11 protein-coding genes are annotated in these 15,464 nt (G+C 70.5%); 5 read left to right on the top strand and 6 right to left on the bottom strand.

Translation table 11 applies throughout. The annotated features are described in order from the left end of the window. The first annotated feature begins 62 nt into the window (after positions 1 to 62). Positions 63 to 929 (top strand): tRNA pseudouridine(38-40) synthase TruA, encoded by an 867-nt coding sequence (truA, locus tag ACF1BE_RS20825; protein WP_392200521.1) that lies wholly within the window; start codon positions 63 to 65, stop codon positions 927 to 929. A 363-nt stretch (positions 930 to 1,292) separates the two neighbouring features. Here truA and ACF1BE_RS20820 read toward each other — a convergent pair whose 3' ends face one another. Beyond that, a complete protein-coding gene (locus ACF1BE_RS20820; protein WP_392200520.1) occupies positions 1,293 to 2,168 on the bottom strand; it encodes a hypothetical protein in 876 nt (291 codons plus the stop codon). Between the two features lie 320 nt (positions 2,169 to 2,488). Here ACF1BE_RS20820 and rplM point away from each other — a divergent pair, with 320 nt between their 5' ends. From rplM to glmM, 3 genes are all read left to right on the top strand, one after another. After that, on the top strand, positions 2,489 to 2,932 hold the full coding sequence (rplM, locus tag ACF1BE_RS20815; protein ID WP_030345455.1) for a 50S ribosomal protein L13: 444 nt from the start codon (positions 2,489 to 2,491) through the stop codon (positions 2,930 to 2,932). Positions 2,933 to 2,974: 42 nt separating this feature from the next. Next, positions 2,975 to 3,487 carry a 30S ribosomal protein S9 gene (rpsI, locus tag ACF1BE_RS20810; protein ID WP_301972785.1) on the top strand — a complete coding sequence of 171 codons (513 nt, stop codon included), beginning with the start codon at positions 2,975 to 2,977 and terminating at the stop codon, positions 3,485 to 3,487. 218 nt (positions 3,488 to 3,705) lie between these two features. Next, complete coding sequence (glmM, locus tag ACF1BE_RS20805) at positions 3,706 to 5,064, top strand: phosphoglucosamine mutase (RefSeq protein ID WP_392200519.1); 1,359 nt, start codon at positions 3,706 to 3,708, stop codon at positions 5,062 to 5,064. Between the two features lie 55 nt (positions 5,065 to 5,119). Here the strand turns inward: glmM and ACF1BE_RS20800 are convergent, their stop codons facing one another. The 4 genes from ACF1BE_RS20800 to ACF1BE_RS20785 form a co-directional block, all read right to left on the bottom strand. Further along, positions 5,120 to 6,049: a DUF389 domain-containing protein gene (locus tag ACF1BE_RS20800; RefSeq protein WP_392200518.1), complete on the bottom strand. Its 930-nt coding sequence runs from the start codon at positions 6,047 to 6,049 to the stop codon at positions 5,120 to 5,122. Positions 6,050 to 6,071: 22 nt separating this feature from the next. Further along, a complete protein-coding gene (coaA, locus tag ACF1BE_RS20795) occupies positions 6,072 to 7,040 on the bottom strand; it encodes a type I pantothenate kinase (RefSeq protein ID WP_392200674.1) in 969 nt (322 codons plus the stop codon). 141 nt (positions 7,041 to 7,181) lie between these two features. Further along, positions 7,182 to 7,892, bottom strand: coding sequence for a hypothetical protein (locus ACF1BE_RS20790; protein WP_392200517.1), 711 nt, complete (start codon positions 7,890 to 7,892; stop codon positions 7,182 to 7,184). A 13-nt stretch (positions 7,893 to 7,905) separates the two neighbouring features. Then, entirely contained in the window at positions 7,906 to 12,918 is a 5,013-nt protein-coding gene (locus ACF1BE_RS20785) for an RICIN domain-containing protein (protein WP_392200516.1), read from the bottom strand. A gap of 552 nt (positions 12,919 to 13,470) precedes the next feature. Between ACF1BE_RS20785 and glmS the strand changes: the two genes are divergently transcribed. Further along, on the top strand, positions 13,471 to 15,318 hold the full coding sequence (gene glmS / locus ACF1BE_RS20780) for a glutamine--fructose-6-phosphate transaminase (isomerizing) (RefSeq protein ID WP_392200515.1): 1,848 nt from the start codon (positions 13,471 to 13,473) through the stop codon (positions 15,316 to 15,318). A 46-nt stretch (positions 15,319 to 15,364) separates the two neighbouring features. Here the strand turns inward: glmS and ACF1BE_RS20775 are convergent. Then, positions 15,365 to 15,464 (bottom strand): integrase core domain-containing protein (locus tag ACF1BE_RS20775; protein ID WP_392200673.1); only part of this gene is annotated, 100 nt, incomplete at its 5' end.

Raw genomic sequence — 15,464 nt, 5'->3', positions numbered from 1 at the left:
CCTCCGGGGCGGGCCCGCTCTCGCGTTCTCCGCCCACGACTCCGCCCTGAGAGGATCCCTACGTGAGTGACGAAGTACAGCCCGGACTCGTACGCATCCGCCTAGACCTGTCCTACGACGGCGGCGGTTTCCACGGCTGGGCCAAGCAGGCCGGCGGCCGGCGGACCGTGCAGGGGGAGATCGAGGACGCCCTGCGGACGGTGACGCGGTCGAAGGAGACGTACGACCTGACCGTGGCCGGGCGGACCGACGCGGGCGTGCACGCGCGCGGGCAGGTGGCGCATGTCGACCTGCCGGCCGGGCTGTGGGCGGAGCACGGGGAGAAGCTGCTCAAGCGGCTCGCCGGGCGGCTGCCGAAGGACGTCCGGGTGTGGCGGCTGTCCGAGGCCCCGGCCGGGTTCGACGCCCGGTTCTCGGCGGTCTGGCGGCGGTACGCGTACCGGGTCACCGACCAGCCGGGCGGGGTGGATCCGCTGCTGCGCCACCACGTGCTGTGGCACGACTGGCCGCTCGACGTGGACGCCATGAACGAGGCGGCCCGGGCGCTGCTGGGGGAGCACGACTTCGCCGCCTACTGCAAGCGCCGGGAGGGGGCCACGACCATCCGGACGCTCCAGGAGCTGAGCCTGGTCCGGGGGGCCGACGGGATCATCACCGCCACCGTGCGCGCGGACGCGTTCTGCCACAACATGGTGCGTTCGCTGATCGGGGCGCTGCTGTTCGTGGGTGACGGGCACCGGGGGCCGGAGTGGCCGGGGAAGGTGCTGGCCGCCGGGGTGCGGGACTCCGCCGTTCATGTCGTGAGGCCGCACGGGCTGACCCTGGAGGAGGTCGGCTATCCCGCCGACGAGCTGCTGGCGGCCCGGAACAAGGAGGCCCGGAACAAGCGGTCGCTCTCCCGAGCCACGGGTTGCGATATCTGTCAGTGACGTTGCGGGTGCACCTGGGGACCGTGGTCCCGCTGTTCGAGCACGTCGGTTCCGGCCCGCTTTTTGGCCGCGCCGATGGCGGGTGTGCGGTAGGCCGCGTCACCGGAGTGGTAGGCACCCGCGCGGTCCGTGTACTCCCTCGCGAAGACGCCCTGCCACTGCCGGTGGCTGGTCCTGTCACGCGGGTAGTGGACGGGCGCCTCTGGAGACGCCGCGTCCGGCGCCGGCCGGGTCCCCCTCCACGAGCCCGGGCGGTCGGAGGGCGTGTCGAGGACGACCCTGCGTACCCGGCTGGAGCCGGCGGTGGTACCGCTGCGGCTGCGTCCGAAGCGTTGCCGGGCGCCCGGCGGCTGCCGCCCGGCGCTACCGTTCGGCGGCGGCCGACGCCTGGGCCTGTCCGCGGCGGTGGATCTGGTTGACGGTGAACTGGGCGAGGTCGTTGCCGGTGCGGAAGACCGTGGTGTCCTTGGTGGTGACGTCCTTGCCGCTGGTGAAGCCGGAGATCGTGAAGTAGGCGTAGCGGCCGTAGGCGTTGCGGGTCGAGCGGCAGAACGCCCCGTCGCAGAACGGCTTGACCCCCTTGCCGAACAGCGAACGCACGATGCTCCTGTCGTCGGTCTGGGAGCGGGCCTTCGTGGCCTGGGCCGCGGTGTCGAAGACGGCGACACCCACGGTGACCCCGATGCCGCCGTCGGTGTAGGTCACCCGCATCAGACGGGTGCAGCCGTTGGCGGTGAGGATCTTGGGCAGGGTCGCGCCGGCGGCGGTGGCACAGCTCGTGGTGTCCGCCGTGAGGCCCTTCTTGTACACCGTGCCGCCGATGGTCAGCCGGGTGCCCGGGAAGAGCGTGTCGGGGCTGAGCGGGGCGGTGTCCTTCCTGGCGCTGGAGATGAACTCCTTGGGGTCCAGCGGCGGCGGGGCGCTGGTGGGCGCGAACGACGGCGTCGCGGTGCCGGTGCCGGGCAGCGAGGCGCTGGCGGGCAGGCTGCCGGGGCCCGCGCGGTCGTCACCGCCGTTCGCGGAGACGACGGCCATGGCGACCGCAGTGCCTATCGCGACGGTGGCGAGCGCGCCGCCGGCTGTGAACAGCAGCTTGCGGCGCTTGTTCCGCGTCTCCGAGGCCTCGGCGAGCGCGGCCCAGTCCGGCGACCCGTCGTCGGCTGCGCTGTTCCACGGCTGCTGGGAATGCGGTTTCCAGGGATCCCACTGAGACTGGGGTCCCCCCTGCCCGTAAGTCATGGGGCGCATCTTAGACGGGGCGCGGGGGGTGCCGGAGAGCGTCGGGCGGCATGCCGTCTTTGTCCGCCGTCCGGTTCCGGGGCGTTTCGTGCGGGGTGTCGCACGGACTCGTTTTGACCCGTCCGGGGGCCGACCGGTAACCTACTTCTTCGTTGTGTATTGGCTTGCTCATTCTCACGGGACGGGCCCTTACACCGGTCCACCGGGCCGATGACCAGCGACCAGCACGCGGTTTGCGTCACCGCAGTGCGGTCAGGGCTGTCGTGATCGTTTCGGTGACCTTGTTTAGGACCATTCACTCGAAGCGAAGGCTACGAACCGTGCGTACGTACAGCCCCAAGCCCGGCGATGTGACGCGCCAGTGGCACGTCATCGACGCTCAGGACGTAGTCCTGGGCCGTCTCGCCACCACCGCAGCCACCCTTCTCCGGGGCAAGCACAAGCCGATCTACGCGCCGCACGTCGACGCTGGTGACTTCGTCATCATCATCAACGCCGACAAGGTGCACCTGTCCGGCAACAAGCGGACCCAGAAGATGGCGTACCGCCACTCCGGCTACCCGGGTGGTCTGCGCTCCGTCCGTTACGACGAGCTGCTCGACAAGAACCCCGAGAAGGCCATCGAGAAGGCCGTCAAGGGCATGCTCCCCAAGAACACTCTGGGCCGTCAGATGCTCTCGAAGCTGAAGGTCTACAAGGGTGACCAGCACCCGCACGCTGCCCAGCAGCCGGTGCCGTTCGAGATCACCCAGGTCGCGCAGTAAGTCCGGCCACCCCCTAAGACCGAAGAGAATCTGAGGAGAATCGTGGCCGAGACCACTGCCGAGCAGCCGCTCGAAGAGCTTGACATCGACAGCTACACCACCGAGTCCGAGGTCCCCGTCGAGGGTGAGTACACCTCGGAGTCCCTGGCCTCCCGCTTCGGCGAGCCCCAGCCGGCCGCCGGCCTGGGCCGCCGCAAGAACGCCATCGCCCGCGTCCGGATCGTTCCGGGCACCGGCAAGTGGAAGATCAACGGCCGCACCCTCGAGGACTACTTCCCGAACAAGGTGCACCAGCAGGAGGTCAACGAGCCCTTCAAGGTGCTCGAGCTGGAAGGTCGTTACGACGTCGTCGCCCGCATCGCGGGTGGCGGTGTCTCCGGTCAGGCCGGTGCGCTCCGTCTCGGTGTCGCCCGTGCGCTGAACGAGGCCGACGTCGACAACAACCGCGGCCCGCTGAAGAAGGCCGGCTTCCTCACGCGTGACGACCGTGCGGTCGAGCGCAAGAAGGCCGGTCTGAAGAAGGCCCGTAAGGCTCCGCAGTACAGCAAGCGCTAAGCTTCGCTGCCTGCTCGTACGTGGTACGGGCTTCGGCTCCGCGTACTCCGAACGCCCCGGCGGCACGCCATATGTGCCGCCGGGGCGTTCGTTTATCCCAGCCAAGGGCGTATAACGACACAAGACGCTCAAAGGCTTGTGTGATCGGATGCCGAGGCGCCTGCCACCCGACGCGGCACCCCTCCGCTTCCGACAATGACGTTTCCTCAGGAGGACAAGTGGGACGACTCTTCGGCACGGACGGCGTGCGCGGTGTCGCCAACGCGGATCTGACGGCCGAGATGGCACTCGCCCTCTCGGTCGCCGCGGCGCACGTACTGGCCGAGGCGGGCACCTTCGAGGGCCACAAGCCGACGGCGGTGGTCGGACGTGACCCGCGCGCGTCCGGGGAGTTCCTGGAGGCGGCGGTCGTGGCCGGCCTGGCCAGTGCCGGCGTGGACGTCCTGCGTGTCGGGGTGCTCCCGACCCCCGCGGTGGCGCATCTCACCGGCGCGCTCGGCGCCGACCTCGGCGTGATGCTCTCCGCCAGCCACAACGCCATGCCCGACAACGGCATCAAGTTCTTCGCCCGCGGCGGCCACAAACTCGCCGACGAGCTGGAGGACCGGATCGAGTCGGTCTACGAGTCCCACCGGCACGGCGAGCCCTGGCAGCGGCCGACGGGCGCCGGGGTGGGCCGCGTGCGGTCCTACGAGGAGGGCTCCGAGCAGTACATCGCCCACCTGCTGTCGGTCCTGCCCAACCGGCTCGACGGACTCAAGATCGTCCTGGACGAAGCGCACGGCGCGGCCTCGGGGGTCTCGCCCGAGGCGTTCGCCCGGGCGGGTGCCGAGGTCGTCACCCTCGGCGCCGAGCCGGACGGGCTCAACATCAACGACGGCTGCGGTTCGACCCACCTGGACCAGCTGAAGGCCGCGGTCGTCGCCCACGGCGCGGACCTCGGTGTCGCGCACGACGGTGACGCCGACCGATGCCTGGCCGTGGACCACACCGGTGCGGAGGTCGACGGCGACCAGATCCTCGCCGTCCTCACGCTGGCGATGCGGGAGCGCTCCACGCTGCGCGCCGACACCGTGGTCGCCACGGTCATGTCCAACCTCGGCTTCAAGCTGGCCATGGAGCGGGCGGGCATCCGGCTCGTGCAGACGGCCGTGGGCGACCGGTACGTGCTCGAGGAGATGAAGGAGCACGGGTACGCCCTCGGCGGCGAGCAGTCCGGCCACGTGATCATCCTCGACCACGCCACCACCGGCGACGGCACACTGACCGGCCTGCTGCTGGCGGCGCGGGTCGCGGAGACCGGCCGCACGCTGCGCGAGCTGGCGTCCGTGATGGAGCGGCTGCCGCAGGTACTGATCAACGTGCCGGACGTGGACAGGTCGCGGGTGGGGACGTCCGCGGATCTCGCCGCCGCGGTCGCCGAGGCGGAGCGGGAGCTGGGGGAGACCGGGCGGGTGCTGCTGCGCCCCTCCGGCACCGAACCGCTGGTCCGGGTGATGGTCGAGGCCGCGGACATCGACCAGGCCCGGGCGGTCGCCGGGCGGCTGGCCGACGCGGTGAAGTCGGCGCTGGGCTGACGCCGGGCAGAGATGCCGGGGACCGCCGCCCGCCGGCTGCGGTCCCCGGCACCTCTCAGGCCGGCTGGCCCCGCCGTCGCCAGAAGAACTTCTGGGCGAGCAGCGTCAGCGTCCCGGCGACGATGATGCCGATCAGGTTCAGCAGCAGCTGCTCCGAGGAACGCACCGCCTGGTGGGTGTCGCTGTAGACCAGGGCCACGGCCGCGTTCGCGGCGGCGGGCACGGTCGTCACCGAGATGGCGACGCCGACCAGGGCACCCGACTTGGCGGAGGTCAGTGACAGCGTGCCGGCGATCCCGGCGAGCACCGCCACGACGAACGAGAACCAGTCCGGGGCGTAGATGAAGCCGGTGTTGGGCCGGTCGGCCTCCAGCTGGGACTTGTGGAACAGGCCGACCGCGTCCATGAACAGGCTGAACGCGCTCGTCAGCGCCATGGCCGCCGCGAAGCCCACCACCAGTGCGATCACCGACCGCCACGCCAGGCGTGGGCGGCGCCGGACCAGGGCCGTGCAGATGCCGGCCAGCGGACCGAACTCCGGTCCCACCGCCATCGCGCCCACGATCAGGATGGCGTTGTCCAGCACCACACCGCAGGCCGCGATCATCGTGGCCAGTGTGATGAACGCGACATAGGTGAACGACAGCGTCGACTCCTCGTGGGTCGCCTCGGTCAGGCCCTCCCACAGCACCGCGTCCGCGCCCTCGCCCGGCGCCGCCTCCTCCGCCTCGTCGGCCCGGCGGGACAGGGAGAGGTCGATGTCGTCGACGGCGATCGAGCCGGTGTCGTCCAGGCCCAGGCGCCGCAGCCCGGCGATGAGCCCGTCACCCGCCTCGCGGGCCACGTCGCACAGGACGACGTCCCCGGCCGGGTCACGGGCGGCACCCGGCAGTACGACGAGGTGGGTGGTGCCGACCGTCTCCTCGATCAGACGGACCACCTCGTCGGTCCGTTCCTCCGGGGTGATCAGACGCAGATGCAGCATGCGCCCCATCTAACAGGCCGGCTCACAGCTTGCGCAGACGCAGGCGCTGCACCGTGTGGTCCGCGCCCTTGCGCAGGATGAGGCCGGCCCGGCCGCGGGTCGGGGCGATGTTCTCCACCAGGTTCGGCTTGTTGATGGTCCGCCACAGCATGCGGGCGTAGTCCACGGCCTCCTCCTCGGAGACCTGGGTGTACTTGCGGAAGTACGACGACGGGTCCTGGAAGGCCGTGCGACGCAGCTTCCTGAAGCGGTTGAGGTACCAGCGCTCGATGTCCTCGGTGCTCGCGTCGACGTACACGCTGAAGTCGAAGTAGTCGGCGAGACCGACCCGGGTACGGCCGTCCTTGCCGGGCAGCGCGGGCTGGAGGACGTTCAGGCCCTCCACGATCAGGATGTCGGGCCGGCGGACGGTGAGCTTCTCGCCCGGCACGATGTCGTAGATGAGGTGGGAGTAGACCGGCGCGGACACCTCGGCCTTGCCGGCCTTGATGTCGGCGACGAAACGGGTGAGGGCCCGGCGGTCGTAGGACTCGGGGAACCCCTTCCGCGACATCAGGCCGCGGGCCTCCAGCTCCCGGGTGGGCAGCAGGAAGCCGTCGGTCGTCACCAGTTCCACGCGCGGGTGCTCGGGCCAGCGGGAGAGCAGGGCCTGCAGCAGCCGGGCGACGGTGGACTTGCCCACGGCCACCGAGCCGGCGACGCCTATCACGAACGGGGTGCCGGACTGGGAGCCCTTCTCACCGAGGAAGGTGTTCAGCGCCCCTCTCAGGCCGTCCGTGGCGCCGACGTAGAGGTTGAGGAGCCGGGAGAGCGGGAGGTAGATGTCCCGCACCTCGTCCAGGTCGATGACGTCTCCGAGGCCGCGCAGCTTCTCCACCTCCTCGGCGGTGAGCGGCAGGGGCGTCTTGTTTCGCAGCGCGCTCCACTCGGCGCGGGTGAGGTCGACGTAGGGAGTCGCCTCCGGCCTGTGCCGGTGGGCGCTCCGGGGCATCGGGGAGACCGGTGAGATCACAGTCCATTGTTAACGGAGTACGAACGGGGTGGCGGGTGGGGTGCGTCACGTGGGCGCCGGGCCCGGGACATGCCACAGGGGCGGGTGGACAGTCCGCCCACCCGCCCCTGTGTCCGGGCGTCAGTCGACCCGGTCGTTGAGCCCCTCGGGTACGACCCATTCCGGGTAGCCGAACCGTTCGCCGAGGGCGACGAGGGCCGGTCTGTCGGCCGGTACGTGATACGCCTTCATGGCACGCAGGAACAGCCGGTAGCCGAGGTCCGCGCAGGACTCGGTGACCACCCGTTCCAGTGCGGGGACGAGGCCGGTCACGGGAGTACCGAACGGAGGGTTCCCGACCGCGTGGCTCAGTTGGTCCGCGACCGGACGGATCACGTCCAGCACGGCCCGCCGCAGCTCCCCGTTCACCACCGGCTGTGGCGGCGGCGGGGTGAACGCCGGATCGTCCCGGCGTACCCGGGCCAGCCATGTCTCTCCGGCTCTCCGCAGCCAGGCGCCGGCGCTCATGCCGTGCTCGCTCGGGTCGAAGACGCCGTGGGTGGCGGCGAGCCAGACCGTGCGGAGGGTCTCGTCCGGCAGCGCGGAGCCCAGCAGCCGCTGGACGTCCTGGCCCAGTTGGGCGGCCTTCGAGCGGTCGAACTCCTCGACCGACGTCTCCGCGATGCTGAGCCACACCATGACGGGGCCGCCGTCCGGATGGGACTGGACGTAGGTCCTGTAGGCGTCCTCCAGCACCTCCCACTGGGAGGCCAGCCAGGTCAGCCCGATGTCGGTCGTGTAGAGGCCCTCGAGGAAGCCGTCCTCGCTGTCGTTCCCGGGCTCGTCCGTCATGGTCACCCCTCGGTCACCCCTCCAGGTAGGAGGTGTACACGACCCACTTGCCGTGCGGGTGCTGTGCGTTCTTCTTGCCGATGTACTTCAGCTGCACGTTGACCCACCTGGACGTGACTTCGCTCTTCTGGGCAGTATCGCCGGTCTTCACCCACTTGTGGCCCAGCGGACCGCCGTTGGTCTCGATGTCTCTGACTTCCCAGCGGATCGTCTTCAACTTCGTCGGCAGCTTGCGCCCCATTCGCTGCGACTGCTCGGTCTGCCACTTGGTGAGTTCCTGCAGGTGCTTCGGACTGTGCTCGAGCCACTGGGTGACGGCCTTGTCGACTGCCTCCCGGGCGATGTCGAGGCTGGCCCAACGGGTGGCCACACCGCCTGTGGTGCGCGGGTCGAGAGCCTTGTCCTCCATCTGCCTGTCGGTCTTGTTCACGTGCTCGCTGACGGTGTGAGCCCCGTCGACGCCCTCGTCGGCGACGATGTCCTGGCAGTTGTGCACCAGGACGCTCTGCGGGTGAGCACCTTCCGTGCCGACGTAGAACGTGTGGATGCCGTCGACCGTCAGGTCGTAGACCTGGCGGGGAGCCAGGCCGGCTCGGTCCCTGACCGCGGTGACGGTACGGAACGTGCTGTCCGGCGTGCGCAGGCTGTCACCCACGTGCAGGGCGGAGACCAGGGTCCAGCCACGGCCCTCGACGAAGAACCGGTGGCCCGCCGTGCTGGACAGTCGTCCGCCGGCAACCGTGATGTCGAGGAGCCGTCGGGTGTCGTGCCGCATGGTGTCGGTCACCCGACGTGCCGACGCCCGGCCGGTCTCCGGGTCCGTCGCACGGACCGCGTCACCGACGCGTATGTCGCGGATCGCCTTGTGGCTTCCGTCCGCCATGAGCACCTGTGTGCCCCCGGGGAAACTGTTCCGGGTGCACGCGGTCACCACGTCCTCGTACAGCTCGACCTCGGTCTCGATCGCGGCGACCGCCGCCGCGTCCACGCCTTCGAGGGACTTGAGGGCCTTGAACGCGTCCCGGATGCCGACGCCGGTGACGATCGATGCATCCACGGCGCGTATCGCTTCCGCGAGCGGCTTGAGAAGCTTGCCCGCGAACAGGCTCGCGACGTCCACGGCCGCCCAGGCGCATCCTCCCCAGCTTCCTCCGTCATTGCTCGGGGTGAACTTCTCGGCGCACTTGATCCAGCTGCCGAAGAGGATGTCGATCGGGTCGATGTTCTTCTGGTACTCCTCCATCGTGATGGTGTGCGTGACCTCTTGGGCCAGCTCCTTGGTCTTCACCTCACCGAGGTAGACCGTCGCGTCGGCGGGACACATGTACTTCTGCGGGTCGATGCCCTCGGCGGTGCACAGGTACAGGTCGAGAACGGCCTTGTACCGGACCTTCGCGGTGATCGTGCAGTCGCCCTTGTAGAAGAGCTTGTCGATCCAGTCGTCGCAGCTCTCCGACTTCTTGGTGACCTCCGGGGCGCCGACCTTCTCGATGTGGTCGATGACGTAGAACATGTTGCCGATCGAGCCGCCGCTTCCGTCGGGGACGGTTCCGGTGCCGATCTGCTTGGCCTTGGCCGCCTTCTCGGCCCGGTCGGCCGCCTCCTGGGCTTCCTCCGCGTACTTCGCGGCGTCCTTGGCGGCCTGCTCTGCTTCAGTGGCGGCGGCGTCGGCGCGGGTGGCGGCGGCGCGGGCGTCCTTGGCGTCCTGTTCGGCCTGGGCGGCGGCGGAGCGGGCTGCTTCGGCGTCGAGTTCGGCGGCGTCGGCGGAGTCGCGGGCGTCCTTGGCGTAGCCCTCGGCGTTGCCGGCCGCCTTGTCGGCTGCCGCGGCGTCGTCGGTGGCCTGCTTGTCGTAGTCGATGGTGCGGGCCAGTGAGGCCTGTGCCGCTGCCGCTGCCTTGGCGGCGTCGGCCGCGTAGCCGAGGGCGTCCTTGGAGTAGGTGCGGGCGTCGGCGGCGTACTTGGCCGCGTTGGCCGCGTGGGTGTAGGCCTCCTTGGCGTCACCCTTGGCCTGGTCGGCGAGGTTCTTCGCGGCGTCGGCCTCGGCGGCGGCGTTCTTGGCGTGCGCGTCCGCGACGGCCTGCTGCTGCTCCGCGATCGACTTCGACGCCTGTCCGGTCAGCACGACCAGGCCGGCGGCCGAGTCGGTGTCCACGTAGGGCGAACCGAGCTGGATCGCGTCGTTGGCGGGAGCGGCGACCTTCTTGGCCGCTTCACCGGCGTCCACGGCCGCCTGCGCGGTGACGTGGGCGAACCCGGCGGCCTTCGCCGCGGCGGCCACGGCCTTGCCGGCCTCCGCGTTGGCGGCGTTCGCCTGGGTCTTGGCGTCCTTGGCGTGCTGCTCGGCCTCGTCGGCGAGCTTCACCGCCGCCTTCGCCTCGGTCGCGGCATCCTTCGCCGCGCTGATGGCGTCGGCCGCCGCACTGGTCGCGGTCTTCACCGCCGCGTCGGCCTTCTCCTTGTCGGCCTGGGCGGCGTCCGCGTCGGAGCGGGCCCGCTTGGCGGCAGCCTCGGCGCGGGTGGCCGCGGCGTCGGCGTCGGCCGCCGCCCTGGTCGCCGCGTCGGCCTCGGAACGGGCACGGCCGGCCGCGGTCTCGGCGTCGTCGGCCGCGGTGTCCGCCTGGTTCGCGGCGGTGCGTGCGGCGTCGGCCGCGTCCCCGGCGTCCAGGGAGTCGGCGTAGGCCTCCTTGGCGTCGGCCTTGGCGCGGGCCGCCTCGGCCTTCTGCTCGGCGTCCCAGGCGTCGTCGCGCATGGCCTTGGCGTGGTCCTTGGCCTTGACCGCGTCGTCGCGCCGGTCGTCGGCCGTCTTCTCGGCCGCTTCGGCCTTGTCCTTGGCGTCCTTCGCCTTCGTCGCCTCGGACTCGGCGTTCTTCTTGTGCTCGGCGGCTTCGGCCCGCTTGGCCGCAGCCTTCTCCTTCTCCGCCTTGGCCGTCTTCTCCTCGGCCTCGGCGGCGAGCCGCTTGGCGTGCGCGTCGGCAGCGGCGGCCTTGGCGTCGCCCTCCGCCTTCACGGCGACGGCGAGCTTGGCCTGCGCGGTCTCCTTGTCCTTCTTGGCGTTGTCCCGGTGGATCTTGGCGGCGTCCGCGGCGGCCTTGGCCTGCCACTCGGCCGTCTCCGCGGCCTTCTTGCGGAACTCCGCCTTGGACTGCGCGGCCTGCGCGAGCGCGCGCTGCGCGATGGTGGCGCTGTCCCCGGCGGTGGCACGGGTGGCGGCCTCCGCCGTCTCACCGGCCTTCTCCAGCGCCGCGAGCGCGGCAGCCGCGCCCTTGGTGACCTGGTCCTTCTGCTGACCGACCAGCAGACCACGGCCCCGCGGCGCGCCGCTGGCGTCGGCGATGCCGTAGGCGGCCTGGACGGCCGTGTCCGAGGCGGTCGCGGCCTTCTGCGCGACGGCCAACTGCGCCTTGAGCACGGCCAGCTGGCTCTTCGCGCCGGCCTGCGCGGCGGCGAGCCCCGCCTTGGCCTTGGTGAACTGGGCCGCTGTCGGGTAATCCAGCTTGTCGTCGCCGGTGTGCCCCTGCGGAACGAGCCGGAACTTCTGCCCGCTCGACCCGTTGCAGGTCGACAGCACCGCGTCCTTGCTGTTGTCGAACGACGGCAGGTGCAGGCACTTGCCGGTGGCCGCGTTGCGCAGCTCGCCCGCCGAACGGACGCCGAACTTCCACTGCTGGGCCGTGGCGCTGCCGCAGTCCCGGATCTGGATCTTCGTGCCGTCGGCGCTGTTGCCGTTCAGCACCTCCAGGCACTTCTGCGCGTTGGCGTTCCACAGGGTGTAGCCGCCGTCGTAGGCGCCCCACAGCTGCCACTTCTGGGCAGAGCCGCCGTTGCAGGTGTAGATCTGGACCGGGGTGCCGTTGGTCTTGCCGCCGCCCTGGACGTCGAGGCACTTGCCCTTGGCCCCTTCGACCTGGATGACCAGTGGGGCGTCCCCGATGTAACCGATGCCGCCGGGGGACCAGTAGTCCTGCCAGCGGGTGAGGTGGTCGGCGACCCAGGAGTGGCCCAGCATGTCGCTGAGGGCCTTGGCACCCTTGGACAGGGCGTCGACCGCGGACTTGTTCGCGTCGACGGTCTGGTTGCGCTGGGCGGCCTGCGAGGAGACCTCCTGCTGCCACTCACCGGCCGCGGTGGTCGTGATGTCGCCCAGCACCCGGTCCGGGTCGAGCGGGTCACGCCACGCGCAGGTCGCGAACCGTGTCTTCACGTCCTCCACGGCGATGCGGTACTCGGGCGTGCCCGGCTGCGGCGCGGTACGCGGGAAACCACCGGAGGTCAGGAAGATGCGGGCGTCGTCGGCACCCGCGTTCGCGCTGGGCCGGCCGTGCATCCATTCGAAGGCGTCGTGCTCGTCCAGTGCACGGTTCCACTCGTCCTGGGTCGTCCCGGCCGGTTCGGGATCCTTGCCGTAGAGGGGGATGCCCAGGTCGTCGACCGCCTTGAGCGTCTTGTCGTCGGCCTCCGGCGTGGCGTCGTCGTAGAAGCCGTCGTCACTCTGCCAGAACCGGTCGGCGACCCACTTGCTCAGACCCGTCTGGTTGTAGAAGCTCTGCTCCCCGTCCGGCGGCCACGCGAACCCGGTGACGGTGAACCCGCCCGGCGTCGACAGGCCGTTGAGGGGCTTCGCCCATCCGTCCCGGAGAGCGGCGAGATCGTCCAACTGCTTGTCCGCCGCGTCCCGGTCCTTCTTGAACGCGACGGCGAGCGGCGTCTGCTCCCAGTTCTTCCTGTCCGCCAGGACATGGAGCTTGTCGGCAGGCTGGTTGAGGCCGTCCTGCGCGGTACTGGCCATCGACGGCCCGCCCAGGCGCAGTGCGTCCGCCATCAGGCACTGGTCCTGGCGCAACTGCTCGGCGGCGGTGTCCTCGTACCAGGGGGAGGAGTCACCGACCGGATCGGCGGACAGCCGGACGGAACCGGGCTGCACCGCGACACCGGCCACAACGGCCAGCGCGGCCACCGAGGTCACGGCGGAGGTGAACGTGGCTGATCTTCGGGTTCCGGGCAGGCGGAACCATGGTCTGGAACGCAACGAGGCATTCCTTTCTTGTTCAAGGGTGCGTGGCCGGACGGGTCACCCAAGAGCCGCAGGAGTGAGAGCTGTGAAGCGCCGGTGTCCTCAGAAGGCTCGGACAGGCGTGCCGGTGGCTGGATCGATGCGTTCGGACGACTGGGCCGATGGCATGACCACGCACCTCCCCGTAGGCGACGGCGTTCCCCCGGTCGCTGAAATGTCATGCGCAGAGACGGGATGGTCAGGTACCCGTCACGCCGCGCCACCCTAGACATAGGCGAACGCCCTCGTACAGGGAGTTCCTCGGTGCGGAGGGTCGCTGGCCGAAATCCACCCATGCCCCGGCCTGGCGCCTCCAGCTCGCCGAGTCCCCTCGTTCGTGGGATTTCTGTGCGGGTCCTGTGTGCGTGAACACCGCGTTCGCGCGCCTCGACCGCGGGGAGATGGCCGATTCACACCGGTGGGAACCACCCGCCCGGATGCCCGGCAGCCCCGCGTTCCGCCGCGGATTTCCGATTACGGGCACGCGCTGACGGTTTCGTGACGTCATCCGCCCGTAGGCTGCCGCCCATGTGCGGAATCGTGGGATACGTAGGGACGCAGTCGGCGCTCGACGTCGTGATGGCCGGGCTGAAGAGGCTGGAGTACCGGGGGTACGACTCGGCGGGTGTCGCCGTGCCGGCGGACGGCGGGCTGGCCGCCGCGAAGAGAGCCGGGAAACTGGTCAACCTGGAGAAGGAGCTGGTCGACCGGCCGCTGCCGGCGGGCTCGACCGGCATCGGACACACGCGCTGGGCCACGCACGGCGGCCCCACGGACGCCAACGCCCACCCGCACCTGGACAACGCGGGCCGGGTCGCCGTGGTCCACAACGGCATCATCGAGAACTTCGCCGCGCTGCGGGCGGAACTGGCCGGGCGGGGCCACGAGCTGACCTCCGAGACGGACACCGAGGTGGTCGCCCACCTCCTCGCCGAGGAGTTCTCGGCGACCGCCGACCTGGCCGAGGCGATGCGGCTGGTGTGCCGGCGGCTGGAGGGCGCGTTCACGCTCGTCGCGGTGCACGCCGACGAGCCGGACGTGGTCGTCGGCGCACGCCGCAACTCCCCGCTCGTGGTGGGCGTCGGGGAGGGCGAGGCGTTCCTGGCCTCCGATGTCGCCGCGTTCATCGCCCACACGCGCTCCGCGATCGAGCTGGGCCAGGACCAGGTGGTGGAGCTGCGCCGCGACGGTGTCACGGTGACCGGATTCGACGGCCGCCCGGCCGACGTCCGCTCCTACCACGTGGACTGGGACGCCTCCGCGGCCGAGAAGGGCGGCTACGACTACTTCATGCTCAAGGAGATCGCCGAGCAGCCCAAGGCGGTCGCCGACACCCTGCTCGGACGCATCGACCACGCCGGCTCGCTGACCCTGGACGAGGTGCGGATCAGCCCTTCCGAGCTGCGCGAGATCGACAAGGTGGTGATCGTCGCCTGCGGTACGGCCTTCCACGCCGGCCTGATCGCCAAGTACGCCATCGAGCACTGGACGCGGATCCCCTGCGAGGTGGAGCTGGCCAGCGAGTTCCGCTACCGGGACCCGATCCTCGACGCGCAGTCGCTGGTGATCGCCATTTCCCAGTCCGGCGAGACCATGGACACCCTCATGGCGCTCCGGCATGCGCGCGAGCAGGGCTCCAAGGTGCTGGCGATCTGCAACACCAACGGCTCGACGATTCCCCGTGAGTCGGACGCGGTGCTGTACACGCACGCGGGCCCCGAGGTCGCCGTCGCCTCCACGAAGGCGTTCCTGACCCAGCTGGTCGCCTGCTACCTGGTCGCCCTGTACCTGGGCCAGGTCCGCGGCACCAAGTGGGGCGACGAGATCCAGGCGGTGGTCAGGGAGCTGTCCCGGATCTCGGTGGAGGTCGAGCGGGTCCTGGAGACCATGGAGCCGGTGCGCGCGCTGGCACGCACGCTGGCCTCGAAGAACACGGTGCTCTTCCTCGGCCGGCACGTGGGCTACCCGGTGGCGCTGGAAGGCGCGCTCAAACTGAAGGAACTCGCCTACATGCACGCCGAGGGCTTCGCGGCGGGCGAGCTGAAGCACGGCCCGATCGCGCTGATCGAGGAGGACCTGCCGGTGGTGGTGGTCGTGCCGTCGCCGCGTGGCCGGTCCGTCCTGCACGACAAGATCGTGTCCAACATCCAGGAGATCCGGGCGCGGGGCGCGCGGACGATCGTGATCGCGGAGGAGGGGGACGAGACGGTGGTGCCGTACGCCGACCACCTGATCCGGATCCCGGCCACGCCGACGCTGCTCCAGCCGCTGGTGGCCACGGTGCCGCTCCAGGTCTTCGCGTGCGAGCTGGCGACGGCCCGGGGCAACGAGGTGGACCAGCCCCGGAACCTGGCGAAGTCGGTGACGGTGGAGTGAGCGAAAAGGGGCGAACGGACGGTCACCGTTCGCCCCTTGAGCCGCGCTAGTTGTGCTGTCCGGAGAGGTTGGTGACGCGGCTGGCTGGGGTGTGGCCGCCGATGCCGGTGTGGGGTCGGTGGTAGTTGTACCAGTCCAGCCAGTCG

It is taken from the genome of Streptomyces sp. NPDC014991, assembly GCF_043080665.1.
GTDB lineage: Bacteria > Actinomycetota > Actinomycetes > Streptomycetales > Streptomycetaceae > Streptomyces.
The sequence above is the reverse complement of the archived record's forward strand: the minus strand, read 5'-3'. Positions and strand labels throughout refer to the sequence as shown.